15 protein-coding genes are annotated in these 15323 nt (G+C 72.6%); 11 read left to right on the top strand and 4 right to left on the bottom strand.

The genetic code is table 11. The features are described 5' to 3' along the window. Nucleotides 1-26: 26 nt before the first annotated feature. Nucleotides 27-446, bottom strand: coding sequence for a DUF6281 family protein (locus tag H9L09_RS15825; RefSeq protein ID WP_187577815.1), 420 nt, complete (start codon nucleotides 444-446; stop codon nucleotides 27-29). A gap of 138 nt (nucleotides 447-584) precedes the next feature. Next, nucleotides 585-1157: a cob(I)yrinic acid a,c-diamide adenosyltransferase gene (locus H9L09_RS15830; RefSeq protein ID WP_187577816.1), complete on the bottom strand. Its 573-nt coding sequence runs from the start codon at nucleotides 1155-1157 to the stop codon at nucleotides 585-587. A gap of 90 nt (nucleotides 1158-1247) precedes the next feature. Here H9L09_RS15830 and murA point away from each other — a divergent pair, with 90 nt between their 5' ends. Both murA and H9L09_RS15840 read left to right on the top strand, forming a co-directional pair. Beyond that, the gene (murA, locus tag H9L09_RS15835) at nucleotides 1248-2555 is read left to right on the top strand and encodes a UDP-N-acetylglucosamine 1-carboxyvinyltransferase (RefSeq protein ID WP_187577817.1); all 1308 of its coding nucleotides are present in this window, start codon (nucleotides 1248-1250) and stop codon (nucleotides 2553-2555) included. A 126-nt stretch (nucleotides 2556-2681) separates the two neighbouring features. Further along, nucleotides 2682-2987: an STAS domain-containing protein gene (locus H9L09_RS15840; RefSeq protein ID WP_187577818.1), complete on the top strand. Its 306-nt coding sequence runs from the start codon at nucleotides 2682-2684 to the stop codon at nucleotides 2985-2987. Here H9L09_RS15840 and H9L09_RS15845 read toward each other — a convergent pair. Continuing rightward, complete coding sequence (locus H9L09_RS15845) at nucleotides 2935-3396, bottom strand: hypothetical protein (RefSeq protein ID WP_187577819.1); 462 nt, start codon at nucleotides 3394-3396, stop codon at nucleotides 2935-2937. The genes H9L09_RS15840 and H9L09_RS15845 overlap by 53 nt on opposite strands. A 252-nt stretch (nucleotides 3397-3648) precedes the next feature. Between H9L09_RS15845 and H9L09_RS15850 the strand changes: the two genes are divergently transcribed. The 5 genes from H9L09_RS15850 to H9L09_RS15870 all read left to right on the top strand — a co-directional run bounded on the left by H9L09_RS15850 (nucleotide 3649) and on the right by H9L09_RS15870 (nucleotide 10806). After that, complete coding sequence (locus tag H9L09_RS15850) at nucleotides 3649-5637, top strand: protein meaA (RefSeq protein ID WP_246456538.1); 1989 nt, start codon at nucleotides 3649-3651, stop codon at nucleotides 5635-5637. A gap of 192 nt (nucleotides 5638-5829) precedes the next feature. Then, nucleotides 5830-7170: an ATP-binding protein gene (locus tag H9L09_RS15855; RefSeq protein WP_187577821.1), complete on the top strand. Its 1341-nt coding sequence runs from the start codon at nucleotides 5830-5832 to the stop codon at nucleotides 7168-7170. Between the two features lie 57 nt (nucleotides 7171-7227). Beyond that, nucleotides 7228-8157, top strand: coding sequence for an FAD-dependent oxidoreductase (locus tag H9L09_RS15860; RefSeq protein ID WP_187577822.1), 930 nt, complete (start codon nucleotides 7228-7230; stop codon nucleotides 8155-8157). A gap of 78 nt (nucleotides 8158-8235) precedes the next feature. Continuing rightward, complete coding sequence (locus H9L09_RS15865; RefSeq protein WP_187577823.1) at nucleotides 8236-9123, top strand: alpha/beta fold hydrolase; 888 nt, start codon at nucleotides 8236-8238, stop codon at nucleotides 9121-9123. Between the two features lie 114 nt (nucleotides 9124-9237). Further along, nucleotides 9238-10806, top strand: a complete 1569-nt coding sequence (locus H9L09_RS15870; protein ID WP_187577824.1) for an alkaline phosphatase D family protein — start codon at nucleotides 9238-9240, stop codon at nucleotides 10804-10806. A gap of 27 nt (nucleotides 10807-10833) precedes the next feature. Here H9L09_RS15870 and nucS read toward each other — a convergent pair whose 3' ends face one another. Then, complete coding sequence (gene nucS, locus H9L09_RS15875) at nucleotides 10834-11508, bottom strand: endonuclease NucS (protein ID WP_187577825.1); 675 nt, start codon at nucleotides 11506-11508, stop codon at nucleotides 10834-10836. Between the two features lie 180 nt (nucleotides 11509-11688). Between nucS and H9L09_RS15880 the strand changes: the two genes are divergently transcribed. From H9L09_RS15880 to H9L09_RS15895, 4 genes are all read left to right on the top strand, one after another. Then, the gene (locus tag H9L09_RS15880) at nucleotides 11689-13479 is read left to right on the top strand and encodes a 3-hydroxyacyl-CoA dehydrogenase family protein (protein ID WP_187577826.1); all 1791 of its coding nucleotides are present in this window, start codon (nucleotides 11689-11691) and stop codon (nucleotides 13477-13479) included. 3 nt (nucleotides 13480-13482) lie between these two features. Next, entirely contained in the window at nucleotides 13483-13728 is a 246-nt protein-coding gene (locus H9L09_RS15885) for a hypothetical protein (RefSeq protein WP_187577827.1), read from the top strand. Between the two features lie 100 nt (nucleotides 13729-13828). Further along, nucleotides 13829-14443 (top strand): SGNH/GDSL hydrolase family protein, encoded by a 615-nt coding sequence (locus H9L09_RS15890; RefSeq protein WP_187577828.1) that lies wholly within the window; start codon nucleotides 13829-13831, stop codon nucleotides 14441-14443. A 60-nt stretch (nucleotides 14444-14503) separates the two neighbouring features. Beyond that, nucleotides 14504-15289, top strand: a complete 786-nt coding sequence (locus tag H9L09_RS15895) for an alpha/beta hydrolase (RefSeq protein WP_187577829.1) — start codon at nucleotides 14504-14506, stop codon at nucleotides 15287-15289. The last annotated feature ends 34 nt before the right edge of the window (nucleotides 15290-15323 follow it).

Below are 15323 nucleotides of genomic sequence, written 5' to 3' on the forward strand. Positions count from 1 at the left end.
CGCCGCGGTGGCAGCAGCCGCTGCGGCTAGGGCGCACCTGCGGCGAGGTCCTCGTAGATCGCCTCGCGCTCCTTCGACGCCACCGAGTCGGCGACGAAGACCGCGAAGGAGTCCTGGTCGGACCGGACTCCCAGGACCTTCGTCGGTGGGTAGCCACTGAACGTCCACGTCGTGACCGTGTGCGGGGACGCGGGGAAGACCGGACCGGCAGCCTCCGAGCCGACGTCCTGACACTCGGCCTCCTCCGCCGACGCGTGCTTGCGGGCCTGACGGTCGGAGTACCCGTGCGAGGTGTAGACGATGCCGTCCGCCCGGAGCTGTGCTGAGCAGTCGACGGCCGCCGTCGGCTCCCCGGTGTCAGACGAACAGCCGCCGACTGCGGCAGCCGCCACCGTCATCACGCAGACACATGCGACTCGCAGCAGGCCGTTCAGAAGAGAGGTCACGCCACTAGGACGTCGCCCTCGCGCGTTCGGTTCCCGCCACTCGTGCCGGCTCGCGCTGACCCGCTCGCTGCGCTCGCTCTCACCGCTCCCCGCGGTGCTGACGGGCGGCTCGCGCCGACCCGCTCGCTGCGCTCGCTCTCAGCGCTCCCCGCCGGGGGTCCAGAGCACGTCGCCGGCCTCCCGGTTGGCGTGCCGGGCGAGGATGAACAGCAGGTCCGAGAGCCGGTTGAGGTACTTGATCGCGGCGACGTTCATGGTCTCGCCGTGCTGCTCGTACGCCGCCCACGCCGCCCGCTCCGCACGTCGCACCACCGTGCGGGCCACGTGCAGCAGGGCCGCCCCCGGCGTGCCGCCGCTGAGGATGAACGAGCGGAGGTTCGGCAGGTTCTCGTTGTAGGCGTCGCACCAGGCCTCCAGCCGGTCGACGTACGCCTCCTCGATCCGCAGCGGCGGGAACTCCGGGTTCTCCACGACCGGGGTGCAGAAGTCGGCACCGACGTCGAAGAGGTCGTTCTGGACCGTCGTCAGGACCTTGACCACGTCCTCGTCGAGCCCACCCAGGGCCACCGCCGCACCGATCTGGGCGTTCGCCTCGTCGACGTCGGCGTAGGCATGCAGCCGCAGGTCGTTCTTCGTCGTCACGCTCATGTCGCCCAGGCGGGTCTCGCCGGCATCGCCGGTGCGGGTGTAGATGCGGGTGAGGTTGACCATGCCCTCAGCCTAGGCCCCGGCACCCGACCCGGCGGGACGGCCGTGGTCGGCGGGCTGCCCCGACGTCGTCCACGTCTACGATCGTCCTCGATGGAAGGCTTCCAGGTCGTCTCCGACGGTCCGCACACAGCTCCCCTGCACGGCTCCGTCCACGTCGGCGGAGCCAAGAACAGCGCCCTGAAGCTGATGGCCGCCACGCTGCTGGCCGCCGGACGCAGCACCCTCACGAACGTGCCCGACATCCTCGACGTGCACGTGATGGGACGGTTGCTGGAGGAGCTCGGCTGCACCGTCACCGTCGAGCACCCCGACGGTGCGCCGGGATCGTCGGGGACGGTCATCGTCGACGTGCCCGAGCAGCTCGGCCACGAGGCGCCGTACGACCTGGTCCGCCGGTTGCGCGCCTCGATCACCGTCCTCGGACCGTTGGTCACCCGGTGCGGCCGGGCACGGGTCGCGCTGCCCGGCGGCGACAACATCGGCTCGCGCGGGCTGGACATGCACATGACCGGGCTCCGCGAGCTCGGTGCGACGGTCGGGGTCGAGCACGGGTACGTCGTCGCCGACGCCGGGGCGGGGCTCCGCGGAGGCAACCTCTGGCTCGACTTCCCCAGCGTCGGGGCGACCGAGAACCTGCTGATGGCCGCGGTGCTGGCGCACGGCACGACGGTCATCGACAACGTGGCACGCGAGCCGGAGATCATCGACCTGTGCCAGATGCTGCAGGCCATGGGCGCCCTGATCGACGGGGTCGGCACCTCGACGCTCACCATCGAAGGCGTCACCGCGCTGTCGCCCGTGGAGCACACGACCGTGAGCGACCGCATCGTCGCCGGCACCTGGGCCTTCGCCGTCGCCCTCGCCGGCGGCGACCTCACAGTGGTCGGCGGCCGGGCCCGGCACCTCGACATCGTGCTCGACAAGCTGGTCGCGGCCGGCGGCCACGTGGACGCCGACGAGCACGGCTTCCGGGTCTGCGTCGACAAGCGGCTCACCTCCTTCGACGTCGTGACGCTGCCCTACCCCGGCTTCCCGACGGACCTGCAGCCGTTCGCGATGGCGCTCGCCGCGGTCAGCGGTGGCACGGCGATGATCACCGAGAACGTCTTCGAGGCCCGGTTCATGTTCGCCCAGGAGCTGGCCCGGCTCGGGGCGGACCTGCGCACCGACGGGCACCACGCCGTGGTCCGGGGCACGACGGTCCTCTCCGGCGCGCCCGTGGTCGCCCACGACATCCGGGCCGGTGCGGCGCTGGTGCTCGCCGGTCTGGCCGCGCAGGGCACCACGACCGTCGCGGACGCCCACCACATCGACCGGGGGTACCCACGGTTCGCCGAGACCCTCGCCGGCCTCGGTGCCCGGGTGTCCCGGGTGCCGCTCCAGGAGCCCGCCGACTGAGCCCGCGGGTTGCGAGTTGGTTACGAGACCGGCGAGTTTCGGCGCGGCTGCAACCTTTCGGCTGTGATCCGCGTCATAGTGGGTACACGGTGGTCGTCGGGGGACCGCCAGGCTGAGGTGGAGACTATGGACGTGACGGTCCGCGGTGACACGATCGCACTCTTCGGACGGCTCGACGGCCGTTCCACGGCGCAGGTTCGCGACCTGCTGCACCAGACACTCGAGCAGCATCTCGACGTGGTGGTCGACCTCTCCCACGTGGACTCCGTCGACGTGACCGGGCTGACCATGCTGGCCGCGACCAGCAAGCTGCTCGAGCGCGAGGGCCGCATGCTGCTGCTGCGCGGCTGCAGCCCGGCACTGCGGCGGGTGATCGCCTTCACCCGGATGCGGAGCCTGCTGCAGGTCGAGGCCTCGGCGGAGACCGCCTGAGGCCGATCAGCGCCACCACGAAGCCGATGGCGCTGCCGACCGCGGCGATCCCGAGCAGGATCCTGGTGACCAGCTCCCAGGTGGAGGAGCCGTCGAAGTCGAACGGGAACACCCGCCACATCGCCACGATCGCGGCCAGCCCGACACCGGTGGTCAGCATGGTGCCGAAGCTCTTGAGCCAGGCCGGGTCGCGGAGCAGGTAGACCAGGTTCGTCAGCAGCCCGGCCAGGATCGAGGCGTTGACGAAGCCGACCACCCGTTCGGTGTCCGCGGTGAGGAACGGGACGGCGTCCCAACCCGGCCACAGGTTGACGAGGACGAGCAGGACCGCATTGACCAGGGCTCCGACGCCGTAGCCGACACGACGCGCGCCGGCAGGGGCGGCGGCTGACCCGGCGGCGTGCGTCATCGGGGTCTCCTGGTCTGAAGCATCGCTCTCACGCTAGGCAGCGCGGCGCGGGTCGCTGGAGGGGCGAAGGTCACCGGAGCCCCGGCCGAGCCGGCCGAGCGGGTGATCGGTCCGGTGTGACCTACTTGGCAGAGTGGCACAGTTCACAAGCAGGTTACCGACGGGTTCGGGCCGCCGTACGCTCCCTGCATGAGCCAGCAGCCCGGCCCCGTCGCCGCCGACGCGCCCCACGTGAAGGACCGGCCGTGGGTGATGCGGACCTACGCCGGGCACAGCTCGGCGACGGAGTCGAACCTGCTCTACCGCCGCAACCTCGCCAAAGGGCAGACCGGGCTCTCGGTCGCCTTCGACCTGCCCACCCAGACCGGCTACGACCCGGACTCCCCGCTGGCACGCGGGGAGGTCGGCAAGGTGGGGGTCCCGGTCCCGCACCTCGGTGAGATGCGACGGCTGTTCGAGGACATCCCGCTGACCGCGATGAACACCTCGATGACGATCAACGCGACCGCCATGTGGCTGCTCGCGCTCTACCAGGTGGTGGCCGAGGAGCAGGTCGCCGACGGCGGCACCCTGGGCGAGGAGCAGCTGGCGCAGGTGCACGGCCAGCTGGCCGGCACCACCCAGAACGACATCATCAAGGAGTACCTCTCCCGGGGCACGTACGTGTTCCCGCCCGAGCACTCGATGCGGCTGACCAGCGACCTGATCGCCTACACCGTCAACCACATCCCGAAGTGGAACCCGATCAACATCTGCAGCTACCACCTGCAGGAGGCGGGGGCGACCCCCACGCAGGAGCTGGCCTACGCGCTGACCACCGCGATCGCCGTCCTGGACGCGGTGCGCGGCTCGGGCCAGGTGAAACCCGAGGACTTCCCGACGGTGGTCGGCCGGATGTCGTTCTTCGTCAACGCCGGCGTCCGGTTCGTCGAGGAGACCTGCAAGATGAGGGCCTTCGTCCGGCTCTGGGACGAGATCACCCGGGAGCGCTACGGCGTCGAGGACGAGAAGCTGCGCCGCTTCCGCTTCGGGGTGCAGGTGAACTCGCTGGGGCTGACCGAGGCGCAGCCGGAGAACAACGTCCAGCGCATCGTGCTCGAGATGCTGGGCGTCACCTTGTCGAAGAACGCGCGGGCGCGGGCGCTGCAGCTGCCCGCCTGGAACGAGGCGCTGGGCCTGCCCCGGCCCTGGGACCAGCAGTGGTCGCTGCGGCTCCAGCAGGTGCTGGCCTTCGAGTCCGACCTCCTCGAGCACGAGGACATCTTCGACGGCTCCCACGTCATCGAGGCGAAGGTCGCCGAGCTCGTCGCCGGAGCGCGGGAGGAGATCGACCGGGTGCAGGCGATGGGTGGCGCGATCGCCGCCGTGGAGTCGGGCTACATGAAGCAGGCCCTGGTCTCCTCGCACGCGGCCCGGCGGGCCCGGATCGAGTCCGGCGCGGAGAAGGTGGTCGGCGTGAACGCCTTCGAGACCACCGAGCCGTCGCCGCTGACCGCCGACCTGGAGACCGCCGTCCAGACCGCCGACCCCGAGGCAGAGGCGTCCGCGCTGGCTGGCCTGCGAGCCTGGCGGGAACAGCGCGACCAGGCGGCGGTCGACGCCGCCCTGGCCCGGCTGGTCGCCGACGCGAAGGGCGACGCCAACCTGATGGAGGCCACGTTGGCCGCCGCCCGCGCCGGCGCCACCACGGGGGAGTGGGCGGGTGCGCTGCGCGGGGTGTTCGGCGAGTTCCGTGCCCCCACCGGCGTCTCGGGCGCGATCGGCGTGGCCGAGGCCGGTGCCGACCTGACCCGCGTCCGGCAGGACGTCCGCCGTACCGGGGAGGAGATCGGCGGCCGCCTGCGGCTGCTGGTCGGCAAGCCCGGGCTCGACGGACACTCCAACGGGGCCGAGCAGGTCGCCGTCCGGGCGCGGGACGCCGGCTTCGAGGTGGTCTACCAGGGGATCCGGCTCACCCCCGAGCAGATCGTCGCCGCTGCGGTGGCCGAGGACGTGCACTGCGTCGGGCTCTCGATCCTCTCCGGGTCGCACATGGAGCTGGTGCCGGCCGTGCTCGACGGGCTGCGCGCGCACGGCCTCGACGACCTGCCGGTGATCGTCGGCGGCATCATCCCGCCTGCCGACGCGGCCCGACTCAAGGAGCTCGGCGTCGCGGCTGTGTTCACCCCCAAGGACTTCGGGCTGACCGAGATCATGGCCGGCATCGTCGCCACCATCCGGTCCGCGCACGGGCTCGACTGACCCCCCCTCTCACCGAAGCCGCCGCAGGACGCGTCGGGCGAGGTGTCCAGGGACCGGTCCACCGATGTTTCCGATCCCTCCGGGGAGGAGAAAAGGAAGTTCCCGCTCTACGCCGTTGTTCGGGCCGTGGGTCGGGGTCCTCAGGCCGAGGGCGGGGTCGGCCGACCAAAGCAGAATGTGGGGCCACTGGACGTGGGCGCAACGACGTGCTCCTCCGCGCGTGCGGAGTCGTTCGAGCGCACCCTGCCACCGCTGCCCTCCAGCGTCTCCGAGGCGCGGCGTCTCTTCCGTGACCTGCTCCGGGGGGCCGTGGTCGAGGAGCTGGTCGACAACGTCGCGGTGGTGGTCAGCGAGCTGGTCACCAACGCCATGCTGCACGCCGGCACTCCGATCGTCGTGGTCGGCCGGATCGTCGGCGACCGGGTCCGCGTCGAGATCGCCGACGGCAGCCAGCACCTGCCGATGCCGCGCCGATACGCCCCCACCGCCGGCACCGGTCGGGGACTCATGCTGATCGAGCAGCTCGTCGACAGCTGGGGCGTGGAGCATCACGCCACCGGCAAGACCGTGTGGTGCCTGCTCTCCGCGGACGGCGGTACGGCGGCGCGCGCCGAACCGTCCTGGACCTCGTCCGACCCGCTGGCCGTCCGGGTCGCCCCCGGGAGCGAGCACGACGGGGTGACCGTCCGGCTGCTCCGGATGCCGCTGCTGCTGCACGAGGCCTGGCGCGAGCACGCCGAGGCGCTGCTGCGCGAGTGCCTGCTGGCCTCCCTCGACAGCCTCGACGACCTCGCCGGCACCGGTGACCTCGACGCCATCCAGGTCCATGCCGACGCCACGGACGCGGTCGCCCTGCTCGAGGAGCAGGTCCCCGCCGCGGACGTGGACATGGACCCGGCCCGGCTGATGGCCGGTGCGACCGAGCCGCTCGTCTCCGCCGACGAGGTCCGGCTCGAAGTGCCGACCGACTCGGTGGCCCACTTCCTCGTGCTGGACGAGGCGATGGACCGGGCTCTCGCGCTGCACCGCGACGGCCGGGTGCTGGCGCCGCCGACGCAACCCGAGGTGCAGCAGTTCCGGCGCTGGGTGTGCCGCCAGGTCCGCGACCAGGCGGACGGCCTGCCACCGCAGGCCTGGTCGTTCGCCGTCGACCCGGGGCCCGCCAGCCTGCCGGCACCTCCCTGGGACACCACCGAGGTGGAGGCGGCCGGTGCGGCGATGATCGCCGCCGACGACACCAACCGGATCCTCGCGGCCAGCCCAGCCGCCCTGGAGCTGCTCGGCTACGACTACGGCGAGCTGGTCGGTCGGCGTCTGGTCAGCATCATCCCCGGACGGTTCCGGCAGGCCCACGTCGCCGGCTTCACGCTGCACCTGCTGGTCGGCCGCGCGCCGCTGCTGGATCGTTCCGTCGCCGTACCCGCGCTGCACCGGGACGGCAGGGAGGTGGACGTGGAGCTCACCGTGTCGGTGCAGCAGACCGGCGCGAACCGGCGCGTGTTCGTCGCCCTGATGAGCCCGATCCGGTCCTGAGCCCCGTTCCGGCGGCTGCGCTGCGCGGACGGTGCCCGGTCGGGCAGACTCGGGGCCATGGCGCGCGTGATCGTGATCGGGGCTGGGGTCGTCGGGCTCTCGTGCGCGGTGCGGCTGCTCGAGCAGGGCCACCGCGTCGACGTGCTCGCCCGGGACCTTCCGCTGGAGACCACCTCGGCGGTCGCGGCAGCGCTCTGGTACCCCTACCGGGCCTACCCCTTCGAGCAGGTGACGGCCTGGTCCGCCGCGTCCTACAAGGAGCTCGAGCGGCTCGCCGGCGACGAGGCCACCGGAGTGGTGATGCGGCACGGCACCGAGGTGCACCGGGTGCGCACCGCCGATCCGTGGTGGGTGACGGCCGTCCCCGCGCTCACCCGGGTGACCACGATGCCGGCGCCGTACGTCGACGCGTGGAGCTTCGAGGCGCCGGTCGTCGAGATGCCGGTGTACCTGCCCTGGCTGCGCAGGCGCGTGGAGTCGCTGGGCGGCACCGTCACCCGGATGGCGCTCAGCGCGCTGCCGGGCGGTCCGGACGGGCCGGAGGTGGTCGTCGACGCCAGCGGCCTCGGCGCCCGGTTGCTTGCGGGCGACCCCTCGGTGCAACCGGTTCGCGGGCAGGTGGTGTACGTCGAGCAGGTGGGTCTGGACCGGTGGTGGCTCGACGGGTCGGGGCCGGTCTACGTGGTGCCGCGCTCCCACGACATCGTGGTCGGTGGCACTGACGAGGAGGGCGACTGGGACCGGCAGCCGCGTCCCGAGGTGGCCCGGCGGATCCTGGAGCGGGCGAGCGAGCTGGTGCCCGCGCTGCGCCGGGCCGAGGTGCGCGGACACCGGGTCGGGCTGCGGCCGGCCCGACCGCAGGTGCGCCTCGACGTGGAGCGGCGCGGCGCGTCCCTGGTGGTGCACTGCTACGGGCACGGGGGAGCCGGCGTCACGCTGTCCTGGGGGTGTGCGGACGAGGTGGCCGCGGTCGTCGCCGGCCGCTGAGCCGACCAGCGGGCGGTGTGCTCGTCGGGGTTAGGCTGCCCGAGCAACGCACAGCCCGAACACGACGAGGGGGACATCATGGACAACGCCTACCGCACCGTCACGCTGCCCGACGGCCGACAGCTGGAGTACCTCGTCGAGGGCGACCCCGACGGCGTCCCGCTGGTGCTGCACCACGGCACTCCCGGCTCTGCCGTGCCGTTCCCCCGCGCCTCCGAGGCGGCCGCCGCGCGCGGGCTGGCGCTGGTGATGTGCTCGCGGGCCGGCTACGGAGGCTCGAGTCCCGACGAGGGGCGCACCGTCGCCAGCGTCGCGGCCGACGTCGCGGCGCTGCTGGACTCCCTGGACCGCACGGAGTTCCTCTCGCTGGGCTGGTCGGGCGGCGGGCCGCACTCGTTGGCCTGTGCCGCGCTGCTGCCCGAGCGCTGCCGCGCCGCCGCGACCGGCGCCGGCGTCGCGCCCTACGACACCGGTGGCGAGCTGGACTTCCTCGCCGGCATGGGGCCGGAGAACGTCGAGGAGTTCGGCGCCGCGCTCGCGGGGCGGGAGGCACTGGCGCCGCTGCTGAAGCGGGAGGCCGCGAAGCTGACCGGGGTGACACCGGAGGAGGTCGCCGAGGCACTGGGCGGACTGGTCTCGCCGGTGGACAAGGCCTACGCGACCGGCGAGGTGGCGGGCCGGATGCTGGCCTCGTTCACGCACGGCTGTGCGAACGGCACCGACGGCTGGGCCGACGACGACCTGGCCTTCACCCAGCACTGGGGCTTCGACCTGCAGGACATCACGGTGCCCGTCTCGATCTGGCAGGGCGGCCAGGACCGCATGGTGCCGTTCGAGCACGGGCAGTGGCTCGCCGCCCACGTGCCGGGCGCGCGGGCGCACCTGTACGACGACGAGGGGCACCTGTCGTTGTGGAACAAGCTCGACGAGGTCTTCGACGACCTCAAGGAGCGGGCCGGGCTCTGACCCGACCCGACGGGACAGGTCATCCGCTGCTCGACCGCCGTTCACCACCAGCGGGGCCGTTGGTTCACCTGACTCTGGACGAATGAGGAGGAACCCACTTCTCTCGGAGGTCAGATGTCCCAGCCGCGTGATGCCCAGACCGACCCGTCGTCCGCACTCACCCGCCGAACGCTGCTGGGAGGGGGAGCTGCCGCGGTCGGCGCGACCGCGTTCGGCTTCTTCACGCCGGCCTCGGCGGCGGCCCGGCCGGCGGGCCGGATCCGCGACCCGTTCACCCTGGGCGTCGCCTCCGGCGACCCGACGCCGGGAGGCGTGGTGCTCTGGACCCGGCTGGCGCCCGATCCGCTGGCCGGTGGCGGCATGCCGGCCCGGCCGGTCCCCGTGGCCTGGCAGGTCGCGACCGACGAACGGTTCCGTGACGTCGTGGCGAGCGGGGCCGAGGTCTCCAGGCCGGAGCTCGGCCACTCCGTCCACGCCGAGGTCGACGGTCTGAGGCCCGGGCGTGAGTACTTCTACCGTTTCCGGGTGGGCGCCGAGCTGAGCCCCGTCGGCCGTACACGCACCGCACCCGCGCCGGGAGCCGCGCTCGCGAGCTTCGCGTTCGCCTTCACCTCCTGCCAGAGCTACCCGGCCGGCTACTTCACCGCTCACCGCCACCTGGCCGAGGAGGACCTCGACCTGGTCGTGCAGCTCGGCGACTACATCTACGAGGGCCGGCCGGACCCCCGGGACCTGCGGCCGCACGAGGGGAACGGCGAGCCGATCACCCTGGTGGAGTACCGCAACCGGCACGCGCAGTACCGCGGCGACCCCGATTTGCAGGCCGCGCACGCGGCGTTTCCCTGGGCGGTCGTCCTGGACGACCACGAGATCGACAACAACTGGGCCGACGAGGTGCCCCAGGACCCGGCCCGGCAGTCCCGGGAGGCCTTCCTGGCCCGCCGGGCGGCCGCCTTCCAGGCCTACTACGAGCACATGCCGCTGCGACGGACCTCCCTGCCGCGGGGCATCGACATGCAGCTCTACCGCCGGCTCACGTTCGGCGACCTCGTCGACCTGCACCTGCTCGACACCCGGCAGTACCGCAGTGACCAGGCGCCGCAGAGCCAACGGCTCGACCCGACGCGGACGATCCTGGGCGACCAGCAGGAGTCGTGGCTGCAGGCCGCGGTGGCCGGGCGCACCGCTCGCTGGAACGTGCTGGCCCAGCAGGTGTTCTTCTCCCAGCGCGACTTCGCCTCGGGGGACGCGTTGAGCCTCAGCAACGATGCCTGGGACAACTACGTGGCCGACCGCGACGGCCTTCGCGACCACCTGGTCGCGGTGGGCACGTCCAACCCGGTCGTGCTCACCGGCGACGTGCACGCCAGCTACGTCTGCGACGTCAAGGCCGACTTCGACGACCCCGACTCCGCCACCGTCGCCACCGAGCTGGTGGGCACGTCGGTCACCTCCGGCGGCGACGGCCGCGACCAGAACCCCTCCGACGCGGTTCAGCTGGCGGAGAACCCGCACATCAAGTTCATCAACCGCAACCGCGGCTACGTCCGCAACGTGGTCACCGCGTCGGGCTGGACGGCCGACTACCGGGTCGTCGACGTCGTGACCGCGCCGGGTGCGCCGGTCCGGACGCGCGCCTCGTTCGTGATCGAGGACGGGGTGCCGGGGGCACAGCCGGCCTGACCGCTCACCGACCAGGCGTGCGGCCGCTCAGAACAGCCGCTGGCTGGGGTCGTCGATGCCGCGCAGCGCGTCGTAGTCGACCACGGCACAGGCGATGCCGCGGTCGGTGGCCAGCACGCGGGCCTGGGGCTTGATCTCCTGCGCGGCGAAGATGCCGCGCACCGGACGCAGCTGGGGGTCGCGGTTGAGCAGCTCGAGGTAGCGGGTCAGCTGCTCCACCCCGTCGATCTCGCCGCGACGCTTGATCTCGACCGCCACGGACCGGCCGGCCGCGTCGCGGCACATCAGGTCCACCGGGCCGATCGCGGTGGGGAACTCCCGTCGGACCAGCGTCAGCCCCTCCGCGAGGCTGGCCGGGTGCTCGGCGAGCAGCTCCTGGAGGTGCTTCTCGACGCCGTCCTTCTGCAGCCCGGGGTCCACGCCGAGCTCGTGGAAGGAGTCGTCGTGGATCTGCTCGAGCACGATCCGGAGGGTGTCCCCGTCCTTGCCGGTGACCGTCCACTCCACCACGCCGTCGTCGTTGGTGGCCTCGGCGACCTTGCACGGCGGCGACATCCAGTTCAGCGGCTTGTACGAGCCGCCGTCGGAGTGCACCAGCACGGAGCCGTCGTTCTTGACCATGATGACCCGGTTGGCCATCGGCAGATGGGCGGTCAGCCGGCCGGCGTAGTCGACCTGGCAGCGGGCCACGACCAGTCTCACGGGGGTCACCTCGGGTGGGGAGCGGGGGAGTCGGGCAGCAATCTACCTGCGTCGTCGCCGGCGCCCGGCGGGGTGGCGCCCCCGGCCGGAGCGTGAGCACCGGCGGCCGGCCCGTGGTGCTCGGGCCCCGGGTGAAATGGGTCACGGCACCGGTGCCGGGGCGCGTGCCAGAATGCGCCCATGACCAGCAACGGGCGTGACTTCCGCACCATCGGCGTAGTGGGACTGGGCACGATGGGGGCGGGCATCGCCGAGGTGTTCGCCCGCAACGGCTACGACGTCGTCGGCGTCGAGGTGGGTGAGGAGTCCCTCGAGCGCGGCCGCCAGCACGTCCAGCACTCGACCGACCGCGCCGTGAAGCGCGGCAAGCTCTCCCCGGAGGACCAGGCGACGCTGGTCGGGCACATCACCTTCACCACCTCGCTCGAGGATGTGAAGGGCTGCGACCTGGTGGTCGAGGCGATCGTCGAGCAGCTGCCGGTCAAGCAGGAGCTGTTCCGCCGCCTCGACGCGGTGGTGGGCCCCGAGACCGTGCTGGCCACCAACACCTCGTCGCTCTCGGTCACCGAGATCTCCACCTCCACCTCCAGCCCGGGCCGGGTCATCGGGGTGCACTTCTTCAACCCGGCCCCGGTGCAGAACCTCGTCGAGATCGTCCGGACCGTCGTCACCGAGCCCGACGTCCTCGAGGACGTCGCCGGGCTCGCCCGGTCGCTGAACAAGACGCCGGTGATCTGCGGCGACAAGGCCGGTTTCATCGCGAACGCGCTGCTGTTCGGCTACCTCAACCACGCGGTCGCGATGTACGAGGCGAAGTACGCCTCCCGCGAGGACATCGACGCCGCGATGCGCTTCGGCTGCGGCTACCCGATGGGCCCGCTGGCGCTGCTGGACCTGATCGGTCTGGACACGGCGTACGAGATCCTGGACACGATGTACAAGCAGGGTCGGGACCGCCTGCACGCGCCGGCGCCGATCCTCAAGCAGATGGTCGCCGCCGGCCTGCTCGGCCGCAAGACCGGCCGTGGGTTCTACACCTACGAGGCGCCCGACAGCCCGATCGTCGTCGAGGACGCGCTCACGCCCTCCGAGGCCGACCAGCCGCAGCTGCGCCACGACATCGCGACGGTCGGCGTGGTCGGCACCGGCACGATGGCCACCGGCATCGTCGAGGTGTTCGCCAAGGCCGGCTACCCGGTCACCTACGTGGGCCGGACCGCTGACAAGGTCGAGGGGGTGCGCGCCGCGATCGAGAAGTCGCTGGACAAGGCGATCCAGCGCGGCAAGCTCGAGGAGTCCGCCCGCGAGGAGGTGCTCGGCCGGCTGACCGGGACCACGTCGCTCGACGACCTCGCCCGGGTCGACCTCGTCGTCGAGGCGATCGCCGAGGACCTCAAGATCAAGACCGTGCTCTTCGAGAACCTCGACGAGATCTGCCGGCCGGGGGCGATCCTGGCCACGACCACGTCGTCGCTGCCGGTGATCTCCCTGGCGCGGGTGACCTCACGGCCGCAGGACGTCGTGGGGCTGCACTTCTTCAACCCGGCTCCGGTGATGAAGCTGGTCGAGGTGGTCAGCACGGTCAGCACCTCCGACGCGGTCGCCGAGACCGCCCGCGCGCTGTGCGGCCGGATCGGCAAGGTGGCGGTCTCCTGCGGCGACCGGGCCGGCTTCATCGTCAACGCGCTGCTGTTCCCCTACCTCAACGACGCGGTCAAGATGCTCGAGGCGCACTACGCCACCGCCGACGACATCGACACGGCGATGAAGTACGGCTGCGCGCTGCCGATGGGCCCCTTCGAGCTGCTCGACGTGGTCGGCAACGACGTGTCGCTGGCCATCGAGCGCGAGCTCTACCTCGAGTTCCGGGAGCCGGGCTTCGCCCCCGCGCCGCTGCTCGAGCACCTGGTGACCGCGGGCTACCTCGGACGCAAGTCCGGGCGGGGCTTCCGCGACCACAGCGTGCGCTGAGCCGTGCCCGGACTCCAGGACCGGATCGAGGACTTCGGCGGCGAGGAGTACGTCGTCAGACGGGTGACCGGTGCGGCCACCCGCAAGACCTACACCTGCCCCGGGTGCCGGCAGCCGATCCGGCCGGCGACGCCGCACGTGGTCGCGTGGCCGGTCCTGCCGGCCTCGTTCGCCCGCGACGCCACCGGCCTCGACGAGCGCCGGCACTGGCACGGCGCCTGCTGGTCCGCACGCAACCGGCGGCGTTGATCGTGCCGTGGCGGCGCCCCCGACCGCCGCGAGCCGACGGGGCCGCGTGCCTGACGCGCCGGCGACGGTGTGGCTACCAGGCATGGGGTACCACAGGGGTATGACGATGCGACTTGCCCTGCTCGGCGACTCGATCGCGCACGGGCAGGGAGCGTCCCGGCCCGGGGACGCGCTCGCGCCGCGGCTCACCTCGGCGCTGGCGCAGCGCGGCTTCGAGGTCACCAGCCGGGTGTTCGCCGTGCGCGGCGCGCGTAGCGCGGACCTGGCTCGGCAGCTGCCCGCAGCCCTCGGCTGGCGCCCCCAGGTGGCGCTGGTGGTGATCGGCGCCAACGACCTGACCCACCGGGTCGCGCCGGACCTGGCGGCCCGCGCGCTCGGGGAGGCGGTGCGACGGCTGCGCGAGCTCGAGGCCGAGGTGGTGGTGGCACCGGCACCCGACCTGAGCCTGGTGCCGCACGTGCCGCCGGAGCTGCGCGACCTGGCGGCGGCGGGCAGCAGGCTCTTCCGCGGCCTGCAGGTCGAGGCGGTCCACTCTGCCGGCGGTCGCGTCGCCGACCTGCACGGCGAGACCGCGGCCGGGTTCGCCGCCGACCTCGCGCTCTTCTCCGGGGACCGGTTCCATCCCTCGAGCGCCGGCTACGCCGTGATCGCCGACGCGTTGCTGCCCGAGCTGGTCGAGGCCTTCGCCCGGGTCCGCGACCGCCGTCCCGACTGACCACCCGCGTCGGGTGCGGGCGGCGGCCGGAGCGGTCGGGCGTTGCGCGACAATGGCGCCATGGCCCCCATCCGTGCGAACTCGGTCCTGCCCGCGCGCCGCGAGGCGATCACCCTGCACACCGCTGACGGCCTCGCGCTGGTCGGGGAGCTCGCGCTGCCCGTGGACCGCGACCCGGTCGGCACCCTCGTGTGCCTCCACCCGCTGCCGACCCACGGCGGGATGATGGACAGCCACATCTTCCGCAAGGCCGGCTTCCGGTTGCCGGCGCTGGCCGGGCTGGCCGTGCTCCGCTTCAACACCCGGGGCACGTCGAGCGAGCAGGGCACCTCTGAGGGGAGCTTCGACTACGCCGACGCCGAGCGCTTCGACGTGGCCGCGGCCCTGGAGTACGCCGAGTTCCACGACCTGCCGAACATCTGGGTGGTGGGCTGGTCGTTCGGCACCGACCTGGCGCTCATGCACGCCCAGGACCCGGCGGTCGCCGGGGCGATCCTGCTCTCGCCGCCGTTGCGCTACAGCCGGCCCGAGCACCTCGCGGCCTGGGCGGAGTCCGGCCGGCCGCTGACCGCGCTGGTGCCCGAGCACGACGACTACCTGCAGCCGCCGGAGGCCCGGGAGCGGTTCGCGGTCGTGCCGCAGGCCGAGGTGGTCGCGGTCGAGGGGGCCAAGCACCTGTGGGTAGGCGACGCCGAGACCGTGCTGGACCAGATCGTCGCCCGCGTCGCCCCCGACGTCGACGTACCCCTGCCGCGGGAGTGGGACGGTCCGATGACGACCGCGGACACCAGCGGCTACGCCGACCGGACCACCGCGGTCTTCAAGGAGCTGCCGCGCCCCGAATGACGCGTGCGGCCCGGCCCGGGGGCTGCCCCGGGGC

The organism is Nocardioides mesophilus (assembly GCF_014395785.1).
In the GTDB taxonomy this organism is placed as follows: domain Bacteria; phylum Actinomycetota; class Actinomycetes; order Propionibacteriales; family Nocardioidaceae; genus Nocardioides_B; species Nocardioides_B mesophilus.

What these genes read in the sequence shown, in the direction of transcription:
- H9L09_RS15860 (WP_187577822.1), top strand. Translation starts at nt 7,228, where the DNA reads ATGGCGCGCGTGATCGTGATCGGGGCTGGGGTCGTCGGGCTCTCGTGC.
- H9L09_RS15845 (WP_187577819.1), bottom strand. Translation starts at nt 3,396, where the DNA reads ATGACGCACGCCGCCGGGTCAGCCGCCGCCCCTGCCGGCGCGCGTCGT.
- H9L09_RS15895 (WP_187577829.1), top strand. Translation starts at nt 14,504, where the DNA reads ATGGCCCCCATCCGTGCGAACTCGGTCCTGCCCGCGCGCCGCGAGGCG.
- H9L09_RS15890 (WP_187577828.1), top strand. Translation starts at nt 13,829, where the DNA reads ATGACGATGCGACTTGCCCTGCTCGGCGACTCGATCGCGCACGGGCAG.
- H9L09_RS15865 (WP_187577823.1), top strand. Translation starts at nt 8,236, where the DNA reads ATGGACAACGCCTACCGCACCGTCACGCTGCCCGACGGCCGACAGCTG.
- H9L09_RS15840 (WP_187577818.1), top strand. Translation starts at nt 2,682, where the DNA reads ATGGACGTGACGGTCCGCGGTGACACGATCGCACTCTTCGGACGGCTC.
- H9L09_RS15870 (WP_187577824.1), top strand. Translation starts at nt 9,238, where the DNA reads ATGTCCCAGCCGCGTGATGCCCAGACCGACCCGTCGTCCGCACTCACC.
- H9L09_RS15830 (WP_187577816.1), bottom strand. Translation starts at nt 1,157, where the DNA reads ATGGTCAACCTCACCCGCATCTACACCCGCACCGGCGATGCCGGCGAG.
- H9L09_RS15850 (WP_246456538.1), top strand. Translation starts at nt 3,649, where the DNA reads ATGCGGACCTACGCCGGGCACAGCTCGGCGACGGAGTCGAACCTGCTC.
- murA (WP_187577817.1), top strand. Translation starts at nt 1,248, where the DNA reads ATGGAAGGCTTCCAGGTCGTCTCCGACGGTCCGCACACAGCTCCCCTG.
- H9L09_RS15880 (WP_187577826.1), top strand. Translation starts at nt 11,689, where the DNA reads ATGACCAGCAACGGGCGTGACTTCCGCACCATCGGCGTAGTGGGACTG.